Source organism: Methylobacterium sp. AC433 (assembly GCF_979253015.1).
Map to the genome: position 1 here is coordinate 195,380 of NZ_CEEDBN010000003.1, position 15,396 is coordinate 210,775.

The window sequence follows — 15,396 nt, forward strand, 5'->3', positions numbered from 1 at the left end:
CTGCAAACAAGCTGCGAACAAGCGGCGCATCGGCAGAATGGTTCGGATGGCTACGCGGCGGACGCCTGAAATCCTTGGGAAGGAAGAGTAAAAATGTCGAAGAACTGGCTCGTCGCCGGAGCGCTCGCGCTCACGGCCAGCATGACCGCCACCGCATCCTACGCGCAGTCCACCACCGTTCCGGGTGAGCAGGTCGGCCTGGCCACCGGCGCGCCGCTGCCCGAGGGCATCTATGCGCTGAACACCTTCGTCTATCAGAACCGCGACCGGCCGTCGGCCGTCGACGCTGGCGTCAACGTCCCGGTACTTGTCTGGTCGACCCCTTTCGTGCCGTTCGGCGGCCGCGTTGAGCTGCTCGTCGCTCCCCCGACCGTGTTCGTGTTCGGCAAGGACAGGGGCGGCAATGGTATCCGGGATCTGTCGTTCAACGTCGGTACCTTCGTCGGCGGCATTTGGGCCTTCGATCTGGGCAACAACTTCGGCGTCAGCTTGCTGGGCGGCGCTTACCTGAACGACCTGAACGGTGATCGTGGTGTTCTGACCACGAACAATGGCGTCAATCTCCTACCGCCCGGCGGCGCTACTCTGGGCCAGCTTGCCTCGAACACCTACCGCTTCGGTGTTGCAGCCAGCTACACCGGTGACGGCTGGAACCTGACCGCCAACCTGACCGCTAACATCTACGACTCACCGACGGTGTTCGGCGGCAATAACCGTGGCGGTCTTGCCACGGTCTACTCGATCTCCGACGCCCTGAACCTCGACCTGACCGCGACCAAGAAGTTCGGCAAGTTCGAGATCGGCGCGATCGCGTACGGCACCTACAACTTCGACACCCAGTTCAAGGGCGGCAACATCATCAACGCTGCCAACCCGGCCGGTGTCCCCGATCGCGGCCGGTTCCTGATGGGTGGTCTCGTCGGCTACGACTTCGGGCCCGTCACGGCGCAGGTCTACGTCGCTCGTACCGTCGTCAGAAGCGCCGGCACCTTCGACAGCACCGAGATCTCGGGCCGCCTGATCGTGCCGCTGTACTCCCCGACCCCGGTCGCCGCTGCTCCCGCGCCGATCATCCGCAAGTACTGATCCAGACGCCGGCGGCGAGGTGTTTCCTCGCCGCCGCACGGATCGCGCGAAGCCCGTCCGACCCTTGGTCGGACGGGCTTTCGTTTGTTCGGACGGCAGTGTCCAAGGCAGGATCCGGCGATCCGAGCCCGTGTAATCCTCACCAATCCGCGCTCCAACTGCTGGCGTCCTGAAACTTTCTGCCACGGCGCCCCGTAACGGCCGCTGACCCCCTCGACGGGGCACCCGTTTCTCAAAGGATGCGCTTCATGATCAATCATTACACCCGTCGTCCGGTGGCGTCCCGGATCGCCGCCGTCGTACTCGCCGTCTCGGTCGGTGCTGCCTTCCCGGTCGCGGCCTTCGCGAAGAACCCGATGGTCGGCGGCGCGCCGATGTACGCCTCGAAGAACATCGTCGAGAACGCGGTGAACTCGAAGGACCACACCACGCTGGTCGCCGCCGTGAAGGCCGCAGGCCTCGTCGACACCCTCGTCGGCCCCGGCCCCTTCACGGTGTTCGCGCCCACCAACGCCGCCTTCGCCAAGCTGCCGGCCGGCACCGTCGAGACCCTGGTCAAGCCCGAGAACAAGGCGACGCTCACCAAGATCCTGACCTACCACGTGGTCCCCGGCACCTACACGGCCAAGGACCTGATGAAGCTCACCAAGGATGGCGGCGGCGAAGCGCAGCTGAAGACGGTCGAGGGCGAGCCGCTCATCGTCCAGGCGAAGGGCAAGAAGGTCTACGTGACCGATGCCAAGGGCAGCACCGCCACCGTCACCACCGCCAACGTGATGCAGTCGAACGGCGTCATCCACGTCATCAACGGTGTGCTCCAGCCCTGATCCCCGTCGAACGACCGCCCATCTGACGGAAACGCCCGCGATCCGAGAGGATCGCGGGCGTTTCGCGTTCGGAGACGGCGGGGTGCGTATGCTCCCTCAGCTCACCCGGTTGAGGCGTCGCGCGCCCTCGAATCGGTTGAGAAAGCGCGGCTCCTTCTCCGGAGCGATGCGGATGGCGAGGTGCATCGTGCCGCCCTCCTCCTCGCGCCGGTCCAGCACCTCGGCATTCTCGTAGAGCCAGTGCAGGGCGGCCCCGTCCTCCGGCGGCAGGATCACCGCGAAGGTGGAGCGCTGGCGGGCGATCCGCGCCTCGATGCGCGCGGTGAGGGTTCCGAGCCCCTCCCCCGTCAGGGCCGAGACCAGGACGGGCGCATCGCTGTCACGATCGCTGCGCCCCTGCCCGCTGAGGTTGAGGAGCCGCGTGCGCTCGTCGACGTCGAGGAGATCGGCCTTGTTCCAGACCTCGATGATGCGCGAGGCCGAGGTCTCGATTCCGAGTTCGCGCAGCACCGAACCGACATCCTCCGCCTGCGCGGCGCTGTCGACGTGGGAGACGTCGCGGACGTGCAGCAGGATATCGGCATGGATCACGTCCTCCAGGGTCGCCCGGAAGGCCGCGATCAGGGAGGTCGGAAGCTCCGAGATGAATCCTACCGTGTCGGAGAGGATCACGGTCTCGCCGTGTGGCAGCTTCGTCGCCCGCGCCGTCGGATCGAGGGTGGCGAACAGCATGTCCTGCGCCATCACCTGGGCCTTGGTGAGGGTGTTGAACAGCGTCGACTTGCCGGCATTGGTGTAGCCGACGAGCGCGACGATCGGGTACGGCACCCGGGCGCGGCTCTGCCGGTGCAGGCCGCGGGTGCGGGTGACGCTGTCGAGCTCGCGCTCGATCTTCGTCATCCGCTCCTGGATCATGCGCCGGTCGGCCTCGATCTGCGTCTCGCCGGGGCCGCCGAGGAAGCCGAAGCCGCCGCGCTGACGCTCCAGGTGGGTCCAGGACCGGACGAGGCGGCTCTTCTGGTAGGCGAGGTGCGCGTGCTCGACCTGGAGCGTGCCCTCGCGGGTCGAGGCCCGGCGCCCGAAAATCTCGAGAATGAGGCCGGTGCGGTCGATGACCTTGCAGCCGAAGGCCTTCTCGAGGTTGCGCTGCTGGACCGGCGAGAGGGCGCAGTCCATCACCACGAGGCCGATCTCGCGGGCGCGGATCACGACGGCCAGTTCCTCGACGCGGCCCTTGCCCAGATAGGTGGAGGGGCGGATGCGCTGGACCGGCGCGACGATGGCCTCGACCACGTCGAGCTCGATGGCGGCCGCGAGGCCGGCGGCCTCGTCGAGGCGCGCCTCGGTGGAGCGCAGGGACTCCGGACTGCCGCTGGCGCTGCCCCGGGCCGTTGCGGCGGCGCGCCCGAGATAGGGTCCGACGACAAGGGTGTGGGTTGCCGCCGCGATGTCGCCCTCGGGAGCAGCCATCGCCTGGAGCCGGGCTTCGCCGGGCGTCATCGGTTCCGTCATGAAGGTCTTCGTTTCACCCTATCCTGCGAGTCCTCAGGACAATGGGCGCTTGCCGGCCCCAGACAAGGGCGCGGCAAACCTTTCCGGCCGGGGAGAGGCCGTTTCGCGCGATCTCAGGCCTTTTCCGGAGCCGTCTCGTCGGGTTCGAAGAGCTGGACCGGATGACCGGGCATGATCGTCGAGATCGCGTGCTTGTAGACCAGTTGCGAATGGCCGTCCCGGCGCAGAAGCACGCAGAAATTGTCGAACCACGTCACGACGCCCTGAAGCTTGACGCCGTTGACGAGGAAAATCGTGAGCGGAATCTTGTTCTTACGAACATGGTTCAGGAACGTGTCCTGGAGGTTCTGAGCGCGCTCGCCCGCCATTTTTTCTTATCCTTGGTTCGCATCGCCGCCCGCCGTGATGACGGGTTCTCATCTGTTGGTCTCGCCGGCACCGGAACAGCGAACAACGCCGTGTCGGTGCCGGAACATTACACGTGTATCGGGCCCGCGATGCAAGTGCATCGCCGCCTGGTTCTCAAGGGCCGATGCCGAGCGACTTGAGTTTCCGGTGGAGCGCGGAGCGCTCCATGCCGATGAATTCCGCGGTGCGGGAGATGTTGCCGGAGAACCGGGCGATCTGCGCCACGAGGTATTCGCGCTCGAAGATCTCCCGCGCCTCGCGCAAGGCGAGGCTCATCAGCTTCTCGCCGCCCGAGCCGTTCGGGGTCGTCGGCACCAGGGCGCCGATCTCGGTCGGCAGCATCTCCGAGGTCACCTCCTGATCCGGGTCGGTGTGGGTCAGGATCATCAGGCGCTCGACGTTGTTGCGCAGCTGGCGGATGTTGCCCGGCCAGTCGTGCGACTGCAGGACGGCCATGGCGTCCTCGGCGATGCGCCGGCGCGGCAGGCCGGTGGCGCCGGAGATCTGCTCCATGAAGAACGCGATCAGTTCCGGCACGTCCTCCCGCCGCTCCGACAGGGACGGAACCCGGATCGGCACCACCGACAGGCGGTGGAACAGGTCTTCGCGGAAGCGCCCGGCGGCGATCTCCTCGGCGAGGTCCCGCGACGAGGACGAGATGATGCGCACGTCGACATGGACCCGGGTGGTGCCACCGACGCGCTGGAAGTTCTGGTCGACCAGCACCCGCAGGATGCGGTTCTGGGTCTCGCGCGGCATGTCGGCGACTTCGTCGATGTAGAGCGAGCCGCCATGGGCCTCCTCGAGCGCGCCGACCCGGCGGGCCCGGCCCTCCCCGGCCTCGACGCCGAACAGTTCGGCCTCCATCGTGTCCGGGGTGATGGTGGCGGCGTTGATGACCACGAACGGCCCGCTGGCCCGGGATGACAGGGCGTGGAGCGTGCGCGCCGAGAGTTCCTTGCCCGAGCCCGGCGCCCCCAGGATCATCACGCGGGCATTGGTGGGCGCCACCCGCTCCACGGTCTGGCGCAGCTGGTTGACCACCACCGAGGCACCGACGAGCCGGCTCGCCTGGCCCGACCGGGCCTTGAGGTCGCGGACCTCGCGCTTGAGGCGGGAGGCTTCGAGAGCCCGCTCGGCCACCAGGATCAGCCGGTCGGCCTTGAACGGCTTCTCGATGAAGTCGTAGGCCCCCGCCTTGATCGCCGCGACGGCGGTCTCGATGTTGCCGTGGCCCGAGATCATCACCACCGGCAGGTCGGGATGGCCGGCCTTGATCTGGTCGAGCACCTGCAGGCCGTCGAGGCGCGAGCCCTGCAGCCAGATGTCCAGGAAGACGAGGTGGGGCCGGCGCGACTCGATAGCGGCCAGGGCCTCGTCGGAGCCGCCGGCGGTGCGAGTGCGGTGGCCCTCGTCGTCGAGGATGCCGGCCACGAGGTCGCGGATGTCGGCTTCGTCGTCGACGATCAGGATATCGGCGCTCATGACTGGATCTCCGCGATTGGGGGGGCCGTCCGCGCGGCGCCCTTCTCATCCTGCGCGGAGGGTTTGCCCTCCGGCGGCGTGTGGGTGGCTGAGTCTCGGGCGGGGGCGACGGCGCCGTCGCGCGGGACGCGCAGGCGTACGCGCCCGCCCCGACCATCCGGATTGTCGTTCAATTCGATTCCGCCGCCATGCTCTTCGAGGACTTTGCTGACGATGGCCAGCCCCAGGCCGGTGCCACCCTCGCGGGTGGTCATATAGGGCTCCAGCAGCCGCTGGCGCCCCTCGGCCGGAAATCCCTTGCCGTTATCGGTGACCTCGATGACCACGAAGCCGTCCTCCAGGACGAGGCGGACATCGACACGGCCCTGGCCGAGCTCGGCCTCCGGCACGGCCTGCACCGCCTCGACGGCGTTCTTCAGGATGTTCGTGATCGCCTGGGACAGGAGGCGGATGTCGAAGGCCGCCAGGATCGGCTGATCGCCGTCCTCGCCGAACGAGAACTCCATGTCGGGATGCGCCACGCGCATCATGAACAGGTTCTGGCGGGTGATCTCGCTGAGATCGTTCCGGGCGATGGCGGGCTTGGGCATCCGCGCGAAGGACGAGAACTCGTCGACCATGCGCTTGATCTCGTCGACCTGCCGGACGATCGTCGCCGTGCACTGGTCGAACACCTCCTTGTCGGTGGTGATGACCTTGCCGTACTTGCGCCGGATGCGCTCGGCCGAGAGCTGGATCGGGGTCAGCGGGTTCTTGATCTCGTGGGCGATGCGCCGGGCCACGTCCGCCCAGGCCGAGGTGCGCTGGGCCGAGACGAGGTCGGTGATGTCGTCGAGGGTGACGACGAAGCCGCGGGCGCCCCCTTGCGCCTGCTCGCTGGTCACCCGCACGGTCACGGTGCGCTCGCGGCCGTCCCGCGTGAGCTGGATCTGCTGCTGCATGGTGCGCAGGCGGGCCTCGCCGCCCTCGGGGAACAGCGCCTGCAACTCGGGCACGGCCTGGATCAGCGGCCGGCCGACGATCGCGTCGGCGGGCAGGCCCAGGGTGCGCTCGACCGAAGGGTTGGCGATGGTGACGTGGCCCGCCGCATCGACGCCGAGGACGCCGGGCGAGACGCCGGCCAGCACCGCCTCGGTGAAGCGCCGGCGCCGGTCGATGAGGTCGCTCGCCGCCATCAGCCCGTCGTGCTGGCGCCGCAGCTCCTGGGTCATCTTGTTGAAGCTCTCGGACAGGTGCGCGAGGTCGCCGTCGCTCTTCCGGGCCGGCACCTGCGCGTAGAAGTTGCCCGAGGCGACCTGGTCGGCCGCGTTGATCAGGCGCCGGATCGGCGCGACGAAACGGTTGGCGAAGTTGAGGCCGAACCACACGGCCGAGAGCAGCGCGATGAGCGCGATCAGCGCGAAGACCGAGGCGAAGCTGATCTGGATCGAGCGCTTCAGGGAGTCGTAGGTCAGGTACTCGGCCGCTGCGGCGCGCGACACGCCGGGGAATTCGATGGCGAGCTGGCTCACCTCGCGCTGCACTAGCAGCACGGCGCCGTCATAGGCCGGCATGCGCAGGAGGGCGGCGAAGACCCGGCCCTCGCTCGGCACTAGGCAGATTGGATCGACCGATTTGGCCGCGTCGTCGAAGGCCGCCGCCGAGGGCAGGCGCCGCTCCTTCAGGGCATCGATCTTGGCGCGGGCCACCACCTCGGTGGGCCCGCGCATGATCTCGGCGACAGGCAGGCCGAGGGCGGTGGCGCGGGTGGTGAGGAAGCTCTCGAACCAGCCGCGATTGACGTCGAAGTTCGGCCGCGCCCGGGTCAGGTCGTCGGCGAGGATGCGGATCTCACGCGCCAGGCTCTGGCACTGGTTCTCTTGGTAGGCATCCGCCACCTCGACGGATTTGAGCACCACGTCGCGCACCCGGTCGGTGAAGCCGAGGGACAGGCCGCGATCGATGGTCACCGCCGCCACGACCGCCAGCAGGACCGTCGGCAGGATGGCGATGAGGCTGAACAGGCCGACGATGCGGGTGTGGAGCCGTGCCACGGCAGCGTTGGTCCGGCGCGCGTACAGGAAGACCCGCGCCTCCCAGGCGATGATCACCACGAGGCCGAGGACGAGGAAGACGTTGATGCCGAGGAGCGTCAGGCCCACCGTCGGGGTCGGCGTGACCCGGATGACCCCGGCCAGGATCAGGAAGGTGGTGATGGCCGAGACCAGGGCGGTGACGACCACCAGGGCGCCGACGAGGCCGGGACCGCGCGGTGGCGCACGCACCGTCGCGGGGGAGCGATCGACACCCTCGGCTTCCGCCTGATCGGCGGTGCCGGCATCCTCCCGGGAGGGGTTCGAAATGTGGGACGAACGGAGCCACGGCATGGCTGATGCGTCGCCACAACAGTGTGGCGAAATTAATACGGATCGGCCCTGGAGCCACGAAGGAGCGACGCGCAACGGCGGTGCGTACGCGCAACCCGCGACGTCATGATCGGCTGCTGGCGCGAGCGGCGAGACCGATCGACGGCACGGAAAAATACATTATCTTCCGGCTCCTCCTCATCCAGAGATCAGTATGTCCAACACGCCTGTCTTCGCCTCGGCCGCCGTCGCGGCGCCCCATCGCCTCGCCGCCGAGGCCGGTCAGCACGTCCTGGCACAGGGGGGAAACGCGATCGAAGCGATGACCGCCATGGCCGCCGCCATCGCGGTGGTCTACCCGCACATGAACGGCATCGGCGGCGACGGCTTCTGGCTGGTGCGCGAGCGCGGCGGGCGGGTGCGCGGCATCGAGGCCTGCGGCCCGGCCGGCCGGAACGCCACCATCCAGCGCTACCGGGAGAAGGGCTACGAGGTTCTGCCGTCGCGCGGCCCGGATGCGGCGCTCACCGTGGCGGGGGCCATCGGCGGTTGGCGTCTCGCTCTCGACCTGTCGAAGGCGCTCGGCGGCCGCCTGCCCCTGGGCACGTTGCTGGCGGACGCGATCCGCCACGCCCGCGACGGCGTCGCGGTCTCGCCGTCCGAGGCGCGCTACGTGCCGAAGGAACTCGACACACTCCACGATCAGCCGCATTTCGCGGAGACATTCCTCGACGGCGGCAAGCCCTTCGCGGCCGGCGCCCTCCGCAAGCTGCCGGCGCTGGCCGCCACCCTGGAGCAGCTGGCCCATGCCGGCCTCGACGAGTTCTACAAGGGTGACCTCGGGCGCGAGATCGCCGCCGATCTCGACCGGCTCGGGACGCCGGTGACCCGGGCCGACCTCGAGGCTTACGCTCCCCGCGAACGCGCGCCGCTGTCGATCCGCCGCCGCGATGCCACGCTCTACAACTTCCCGCCGCCGACCCAGGGGATCGCCGCGCTGCTGATCCTCGGCATCTTCGACCGCCTGCGGATCGACCGGCCCGAGACCACCGCGCATTACCACGGGCTGATCGAGGCGACGAAGCGCGCCTTCGCCATCCGCGATCGGATGGTCACCGACTACGATCGTCTGACCGTCGATCCCGCCAGCTACCTCACGCCGGAGCGGCTGGACCGCGAGGCGGCGCAGATCGACATGCGCCGGGCCGCGAACGTCCCCCTGCGCAATCCCGGCGAGGGCGACACGGTGTGGATGGGTGCCATCGACCGCGACGGCCTCGCGGTGTCCTACATCCAGTCGATCTACTGGGAATACGGCTCCGGCCTCGTCCTGCCGAAGACCGGCATCCACTGGCAGAATCGAGGCACCTCGTTCTCCCTCGACGCCAAGGCGGTGAACCCGCTGGAGCCCGGGCGGCGGCCCTTCCATACCCTGATCCCGGCGCTGGCCTGCTTCGACGACGGCCGCGTGATGTCCTACGGCAGCATGGGCGGCGACGGGCAGCCGCAATTCCAGTCGCAGATCTTCGCGCGCTACGCCGATTACGGGATGGACCCGGCCGCGGCCGTCGACGCCCCGCGCCTGCTCTACGGCCGGACCTGGGGTGCCGAATCCCTCACCGTGAAGGTCGAGGACCGGTTCGATCCGGCCTGCATCGCCGAGTTGCGCAAGCTCGGCCACGAGATCGAAGAACTCGGCGGTGCCTACATCGACTCCCTCGGCCATGCCGGTATGCTGGTCCGCCATCCAAGTAACGGATCGGTCTTGGCCGTGCACGATCCCAGATCCGACGGTGGGTCCGAGGGGCTGTAACTTCCGCTGATCTTCACGGTCGGGTTGCGCCGGAAAGATAAGCACAGCATCGACTTGCCGTCTTCGGAGGCCTGGCATCATCCTTGCGAAGGGCGACCATCGCAAGGAGCGAATAATGGATACGACCCTATCCCGCCAACGCTGGCTGCAACTCGGCCTCGGACTGGTCGCCATGATGGCGATCTCCAGCCCGCAATATGTCTGGACCCTCTTCACCAAACCGCTGATCGCGACGACCGGCTCGACGCTGCCGCAGATCCAGTGGACCTTCACGATCCTGATCGTGCTGCAGACTTTCTTCTCGCCGGTGCAGGGCTACCTGATCGATCGCTTCAGCCCCAAGCTGATGATCGCGCTCGGCGCCGCCCTGTCCGGCCTGGGCTGGGTCCTGGCCGCGCGGGTCGACACGCTCATGGGCGTCTACGCCACCTACGGCCTGTTCTGCGGCCTCGGCACCGGCATCGTCTATGTCGGCATCGTCGGCTTGATGGTGAAGTGGTTTCCCGACCGGCGCGGCTTCGCCGTCGGCGTGGTCGCCGCCGGCTACGGCATGGGCGCCATGCTCAGCACCTTCCCCATCAGCGACATGCTCGCGACCGACGGCTATCGCCACACCCTCACGGTGTTCGGCGTCGTGCTCGGTGCGATCGGCGCCCTGGCGGCCCTGGGCCTGCGCGCGCCCCGTGCCGGCGAGGTGCTGCCGGCGCCCGCCGTCAACCTCTCGACCTGCGTGCACGACACGGCCCCGAAGGCGATGCTGCGGACGCCGCTTTTCTGGCTGATGTTCGCCATGATGACGATGATGTCGACGGGCGGCCTGATGGTGGTGGCCAACTTCGCGTCCTTCGCCCGCGATTTCGGCGTCGCCGACGCGATCATCTTCGGCTTCGTCGCCCTGCCCTTCGCGCTCACCTTCGACCGCATCACCAACGGCCTGACCCGTCCGTTCTTCGGCTGGGTCTCCGACCGGATCGGGCGCGAGAACACCATGGGCATCGCCTTCGCGGCCGAGGCGGCGGCGATCGCCCTGCTCCTGGTCTTCCGCGAGAACCCCTACGCCTTCGCGCTCCTCTCCGGCGTGGTCTTCTTCGCCTGGGGCGAGATCTTCTCGTTGTTCCCGTCGATCCTCACGGACACGTTCGGGACCAAGCACGCGACGACGAACTACGGCTTCCTCTACATGGCGCAGGGCATCGGTTCGCTGTTCGGCGGCCCGATCGCGGCCTGGATCTACGCCGTGCAGGGCTCGTGGCTGCCGGTCTTCGCGATCATCATCACCCTCGACGTGCTGACCGCGATCCTCGCCTACTTCGTACTCAAGCCGATGCGTCGGCGCTGGCTCGGGGAAACCGAAGCCTCCGGGCTGGTGGGCAAGCCGGCCCTGGCCTGAATCGTCGAAGCTCGCGCCGATCGAACAGTGCGCGGACGGGGAAACCCGTCCGCGTTCTGCTGGGCGGATCCCCGATCAGCGCGAAAGGGTGATGGGCCGCGGTGGTCCGCCTTCCGGCGGCACCCAGTCCTGCGCGTTCCTGAGGCGGATGCCGCTCGCATGCAGGCTCGATCGCCAGATCGGGGCGAGCGGCGTCAGGCGCGGCACGATGCGGAGGTCGACGCCTTCCGCGGCCAACGCCCCGGGCAGGTCCCGGATCGTCTCGCTGCCATCCGGAACGACCGTTCGGTGCGAGACCCAGGCGCCCGGATCGCCGGTCGGCACGAAGGTGGTGGCCGGCATCCGGTAGCGCTGGATCGTCCCGGACGTGATCCGGTCGGCCCAGGCCGCCTCGACATAGGCGACGGCGCGGGCCGAGACGTCGCCGAACCACGTCTCCCGTTCTTCCGGCGTCGTCTCGGCTTTCGGCCAGATCACGATCCGGGGGCAGTCGCGCGGGAACAGGTAGAGCAGGCTGTGCGCGGCATCGATCGCCCAGACCAGCGGACCGTTCAGCCAGGCCAGTTCCGGGCCGCGCGCGATGCCGACGCCCACGGGGCGCGGTTCGAAGACCCGGATGTCCGGGTCCTCGCTGAAATGGAACAGGGGCGCGCCCGGTGCGTGGGCGTCGCGCGGGATCACCGCGCGTTGCGGAACACCTGCAGGTCGAGGTCGCGGACCTTCTTGCGCAGGGTGTTGCGGTTCACACCGAGCAGTTCGGCTGCGCGGATCTGGTTGCCGCGGGTGGCGGCCAGCGCCGCGCCGATCAGCGGCCCCTCGATCTCGCGCAGGATGCGATGATAGAGGCCGGGCGGGGGCAGCGTGTCGCGGTAGCCACCGAAATACTCGGCGAGGTGGCGCTCCACCGCCCCCGACAGCGTCTCGGCCTCGCCGCTCGGCTTACGCCCGCTCGCCGTGCCGTTCTGCTGGCTCTGCGCCAGCGGCAGGGTGTCGAGCTCCGCCTCGATGACCGGGCCGGTGATCGTCTCCTGCGGATAGAGGGCGGCGAGGCGCCGCACGAGATTCTCCAACTCGCGGACGTTGCCGGGCCAGCGGTAGCGCTTCAGCCGCTCCATCGCCTCGCCGTCGAGCTGCTTGCGGCTCAGGCCCTCGCGCTCCACCAGGACGAAGAAGTGGCGGATCAGATCGGGCACGTCCTCGGAGCGTTCCCGGAGTGCGGGAAGCCGAAGCGGCACCACGTTGAGCCGGAAGAACAGATCCTCGCGAAAGATGCCCTGCTGGATCGAGACCCGCAGGTCCTTGTTGGTGGCCGCGATGATGCGGACATTCGTCTTGATCGGCACCCGGCCGCCGACGGTGGTGTACTCGCCCTGCTGCAGCACGCGCAGGAGGCGCGTCTGCGCCTCCATCGGCATGTCGCCGATCTCGTCGAGGAACAGCGTGCCGCCCTCGGCCTGCTCGAAACGGCCGGCCGAGCGCGACAGCGCGCCGGTGAAGGCGCCCTTCTCGTGGCCGAACAGCTCCGATTCGATGAGGTCGCGCGGGATGGCGGCCATGTTCACGGGCACGAACGGGCCGGTGCGACGGCGGCCGTAATCGTGCAGCGCGCGGGCGACCAGCTCCTTGCCGGTGCCGGATTCGCCGGTGATCATCACCGTGAGGTCGGTCGGCATCAGCCGGGCCAGGGCCCGGTAGATCTCCTGCATGGCCGGCGAGCGCCCGACGAGCGGGATGTCCTCGTTGCCCGGGTCGGTGCCGGCGGGGGCCGTGCCGCGCGGGCGGGACAGGGCGCGCCCGACGATGGCGATCAGCTCCTTCAGGTCGAAGGGCTTGGGCAGATACTCGTAGGCGCCCCGCTCGGAGGCGCGGATCGCCGTCATGAATGTGTTCTGCGCGCTCATGACGATGATCGGCAGTTCGGGGCGCACGCGCTTGATGCGCGGCAACAGGTCGAAGACGTTCTCGTCCGGCATCACCACGTCGGTGATCACGAGGTCGCCCGCCCCCTCGGCGACCCATCGCCAGAGCGTCGCACAGTTGCCGGTCGAGCGGACCTCGTACCCGGCCCGCGACAGCGCCTGGTTGAGGACGGTGCGGATGGCGGCGTCGTCATCCGCGACGATGATGTGTCCGTTGGGCATGACGCGACTCTACAGCTCCGCGGACGATTCGCGCCCATCGCGGGCGCTCGACATGGGGAGAAGAAGACGAAAGGTGGTCCGGCGCGGGACTGGATCGCACTCGACGATCCCACCGTGATCGCCGATGATCTTGGCGACCAATGCAAGTCCGAGGCCGGAGCCCTGCGCCTTCGTGGTGACGAAGGGATCGAACAGGTCGGGCAGGAGGTCCGCCGAGACGCCGGGGCCGTTGTCGCGCACCGCCACCTCGATGGGCAGGCTGACCCGCTCGCGCGAGCCCGGCACCTGGAGGCGCAGGCCCGTGCGGAAGGCCGTCGACAGGGTGATCTCGCCGTCGACCGCATCGGCCCCGATGGCCTCCGCGGCATTCTTCACGAGGTTCAGGATCACCTGCACGAGCTGGTCGCGATTGCCGAGGACCGGCGGCAGCGAGGGGTCATAGGTCTCCACGAAGCGGATGTGGCGGGCAAAGCCCGACTGCGCCGAGCGCTTCACCTGGTCGAGCACCCCGTGCACGTTGACGGAGCCGCGCTCCACCGGGCGCTCGTCCCCGAACAGTTCCATGCGCTCGACGATGCGCACGATCCGGTCGGACTCGTCGCAGATCAGCCGGGTCAGGAGCCGGTCGTCCTCGTTGCCGGACTGCTCGAGGAGCTGAGCCGCCCCCCGGATGCCCGCGAGCGGGTTCTTGATCTCGTGCGCCAGCATGGCGCCGAGTGCCACCATGGAGCGGGCCGCCCCGCGATGGGTGAGCTGGCGGTTCATCTTGTCGGCGATGGTGCGCTCCTGCAGCATCAGCACCACCGCGTCCTCGTCGTCGCCCAGCGGCGTCGCGAACACGTCGACGCTGCGCTCGAGCCCCGAGCGCGGCTGGACGAGCTCGACCCCGTACTCGCTGACGCTGGCACGCCGCCGCCGCACCTCCGCCACCAGGGCGATGATCGGCGAGGCGAAGGGGATGATGTCGGAGAGGCGCCGCCGCTGCATCAGGCGCGCGGAATGATCGAAGAACGTCTCGCCCGCGTGGTTGACGTGGAGGATGTGGTCGTTGGCGCCCACCGTCAGCACCGGCAGCGGCAGGGCGTTGATCACCGCCTCGTTGGTGGGGGCGGTGTCGGTCCGCGCGCCCCCGGTCCGGCCCGGTGTCGGCTTGCCAGAGCTCATGCGGCCTCCCCGATGGTCTGCGGCATCGCCCCGTCGCGTCGGCCCGTGAAGGCGCGCGCCAGGAGCGCGGTGGCGATCGCCGGCTCGGTGGTGGTCAGAAGCTGCATCCGCGCCTCCGGATCGAGGCCGCCGCCGGCCTCGGCATAGGCCGCGAGGTGCTTGCGGGCGTGGCGCACGCCCATGCGCAGGCCGTAGAGGGCGAGCAGTCCCTGGTAGTGCTCCACCGCCAGGGCCGCCATCTCGGCGCCCGTCAGCACGGGCGCGGGCCGCCCGGCGAGGCCGGCCGCGAGGGCGCCGACGAGCCAGGGCCGGCCCAAAGCGGCCCGCCCCACCATGAGCCCGGCGGCACCCGAGCGGGCGAGGCAGGCCCGCGCCTCCGCCAGCGTGGTGATGTCGCCGTTGGCGATGACCGGGATCGCCACCGCCTCGACCACGGCCCGGATCGCACCCCAGTCGGCCCGGTCCTTGTAGAATTGCTGCCGGGTCCGGCCGTGGACCGTCACGGCGTTCAGCCCGAGCCCCTCGGCCCGTCGGGCGAGTTCCGGCGCGTTGAGGTTGGCGTGGTCCCAGCCGAGGCGCATCTTCACCGTGACGGGAATGCGCACCGCGCCGCGCACGGCCGCGAGGATGCGGGTCGCTCCCTCGATGTCGCGCATCAGGGCCGAGCCCGAGGCGACGCCGGTGACGACCTTGGCCGGGCAGCCCATGTTGATGTCGACGACGTCGGCGCCGTTCGCTTCGGCGATGCGCGCGGCCTCGGCCATCGGCTCCGGCGCGCATCCGGCGAGCTGCACGATGTGGGGATCGACGCCGCTGCCCTCGGCCCGCAGCCGTGCCTCCTGATCACCGCGCGCCAGTTCGGCGGCGGCCACCATCTCGGAGACGACCGCGCTCGCCCCGAGGCGGCGCGCGATGCGTCGGACGTGCAGGTCGGTGACGCCGGAGAGCGGCGCCAGGAGGACCGGCACCGGCCGGAAGCCATCGGTCGACGGCGAGTCTCCGACGGCCCCCGCCGCCCGGAGAAAGCTCAAATAATCATCAGCGTACATTATGCTCAACAAATAGACAAAACGGCCCGCGGTGCAAGCGATTCCGTAGATTTGATTTCAGCTTCTCCCGCGCTTAAACGACAGACCACCCCCATCGGCGGGTTGCCAGGGCCTTCGCAACGCGGACGCGCGGTGACGTGTCGGTGCGCGGATCCTCACACACCCGAAGCGCGGGA

The 15,396-nt window shown here is 69.0% G+C and carries 12 protein-coding genes; 4 read left to right on the forward strand and 8 right to left on the reverse strand.

Annotated elements, in window-relative coordinates; genetic code table 11:
* Window positions 1–93: 93 nt before the first annotated feature.
* Window positions 94–1,086, forward strand: coding sequence for a transporter family protein (locus AC0IWM_RS06895; protein ID WP_471753718.1), 993 nt, complete (start codon window positions 94–96; stop codon window positions 1,084–1,086).
* Window positions 1,087–1,334: 248 nt separating this feature from the next.
* On the forward strand, window positions 1,335–1,913 hold the full coding sequence (locus tag AC0IWM_RS06900; RefSeq protein WP_471753720.1) for a fasciclin domain-containing protein: 579 nt from the start codon (window positions 1,335–1,337) through the stop codon (window positions 1,911–1,913).
* Between the two features lie 96 nt (window positions 1,914–2,009).
* Here AC0IWM_RS06900 and hflX read toward each other — a convergent pair whose 3' ends face one another.
* The 4 genes from hflX to AC0IWM_RS06920 all read right to left on the reverse strand — a co-directional run bounded on the left by hflX (window position 2,010) and on the right by AC0IWM_RS06920 (window position 7,684).
* Window positions 2,010–3,425 (reverse strand): GTPase HflX, encoded by a 1,416-nt coding sequence (gene hflX, locus AC0IWM_RS06905; protein ID WP_471753722.1) that lies wholly within the window; start codon window positions 3,423–3,425, stop codon window positions 2,010–2,012.
* A 113-nt stretch (window positions 3,426–3,538) separates the two neighbouring features.
* A complete protein-coding gene (gene hfq / locus AC0IWM_RS06910; protein WP_003600267.1) occupies window positions 3,539–3,793 on the reverse strand; it encodes an RNA chaperone Hfq in 255 nt (84 codons plus the stop codon).
* 154 nt (window positions 3,794–3,947) lie between these two features.
* Window positions 3,948–5,318: a nitrogen assimilation response regulator NtrX gene (gene ntrX, locus AC0IWM_RS06915; protein ID WP_056474719.1), complete on the reverse strand. Its 1,371-nt coding sequence runs from the start codon at window positions 5,316–5,318 to the stop codon at window positions 3,948–3,950.
* Window positions 5,315–7,684, reverse strand: coding sequence for a sensor histidine kinase NtrY-like (locus tag AC0IWM_RS06920; RefSeq protein WP_471753724.1), 2,370 nt, complete (start codon window positions 7,682–7,684; stop codon window positions 5,315–5,317). The genes ntrX and AC0IWM_RS06920 overlap by 4 nt, the downstream gene beginning before the upstream one ends.
* A 193-nt stretch (window positions 7,685–7,877) precedes the next feature.
* Between AC0IWM_RS06920 and AC0IWM_RS06925 the strand changes: the two genes are divergently transcribed.
* Window positions 7,878–9,476 carry a gamma-glutamyltransferase family protein gene (locus AC0IWM_RS06925; RefSeq protein WP_471753726.1) on the forward strand — a complete coding sequence of 533 codons (1,599 nt, stop codon included), beginning with the start codon at window positions 7,878–7,880 and terminating at the stop codon, window positions 9,474–9,476.
* Between the two features lie 115 nt (window positions 9,477–9,591).
* A complete protein-coding gene (gene oxlT, locus AC0IWM_RS06930) occupies window positions 9,592–10,866 on the forward strand; it encodes an oxalate/formate MFS antiporter (protein WP_471753728.1) in 1,275 nt (424 codons plus the stop codon).
* A 75-nt stretch (window positions 10,867–10,941) separates the two neighbouring features.
* Here oxlT and AC0IWM_RS06935 read toward each other — a convergent pair whose 3' ends face one another.
* From AC0IWM_RS06935 to dusB, 4 genes are read right to left on the reverse strand one after another with little or no spacing between them, the layout of a single operon-like run.
* Window positions 10,942–11,547: a DUF6886 family protein gene (locus tag AC0IWM_RS06935; RefSeq protein ID WP_471753730.1), complete on the reverse strand. Its 606-nt coding sequence runs from the start codon at window positions 11,545–11,547 to the stop codon at window positions 10,942–10,944.
* Complete coding sequence (gene ntrC, locus AC0IWM_RS06940; protein ID WP_471753732.1) at window positions 11,544–13,007, reverse strand: nitrogen regulation protein NR(I); 1,464 nt, start codon at window positions 13,005–13,007, stop codon at window positions 11,544–11,546. Before ntrC ends, AC0IWM_RS06935 begins: the two co-directional genes overlap by 4 nt.
* Window positions 13,008–13,016: 9 nt before the next feature.
* Window positions 13,017–14,171, reverse strand: coding sequence for a two-component system sensor histidine kinase NtrB (locus AC0IWM_RS06945; protein ID WP_471753734.1), 1,155 nt, complete (start codon window positions 14,169–14,171; stop codon window positions 13,017–13,019).
* Window positions 14,168–15,220 carry a tRNA dihydrouridine synthase DusB gene (gene dusB, locus AC0IWM_RS06950; protein ID WP_471753736.1) on the reverse strand — a complete coding sequence of 351 codons (1,053 nt, stop codon included), beginning with the start codon at window positions 15,218–15,220 and terminating at the stop codon, window positions 14,168–14,170. Before dusB ends, AC0IWM_RS06945 begins: the two co-directional genes overlap by 4 nt.
* Between the last annotated feature and the right edge of the window lie 176 nt (window positions 15,221–15,396).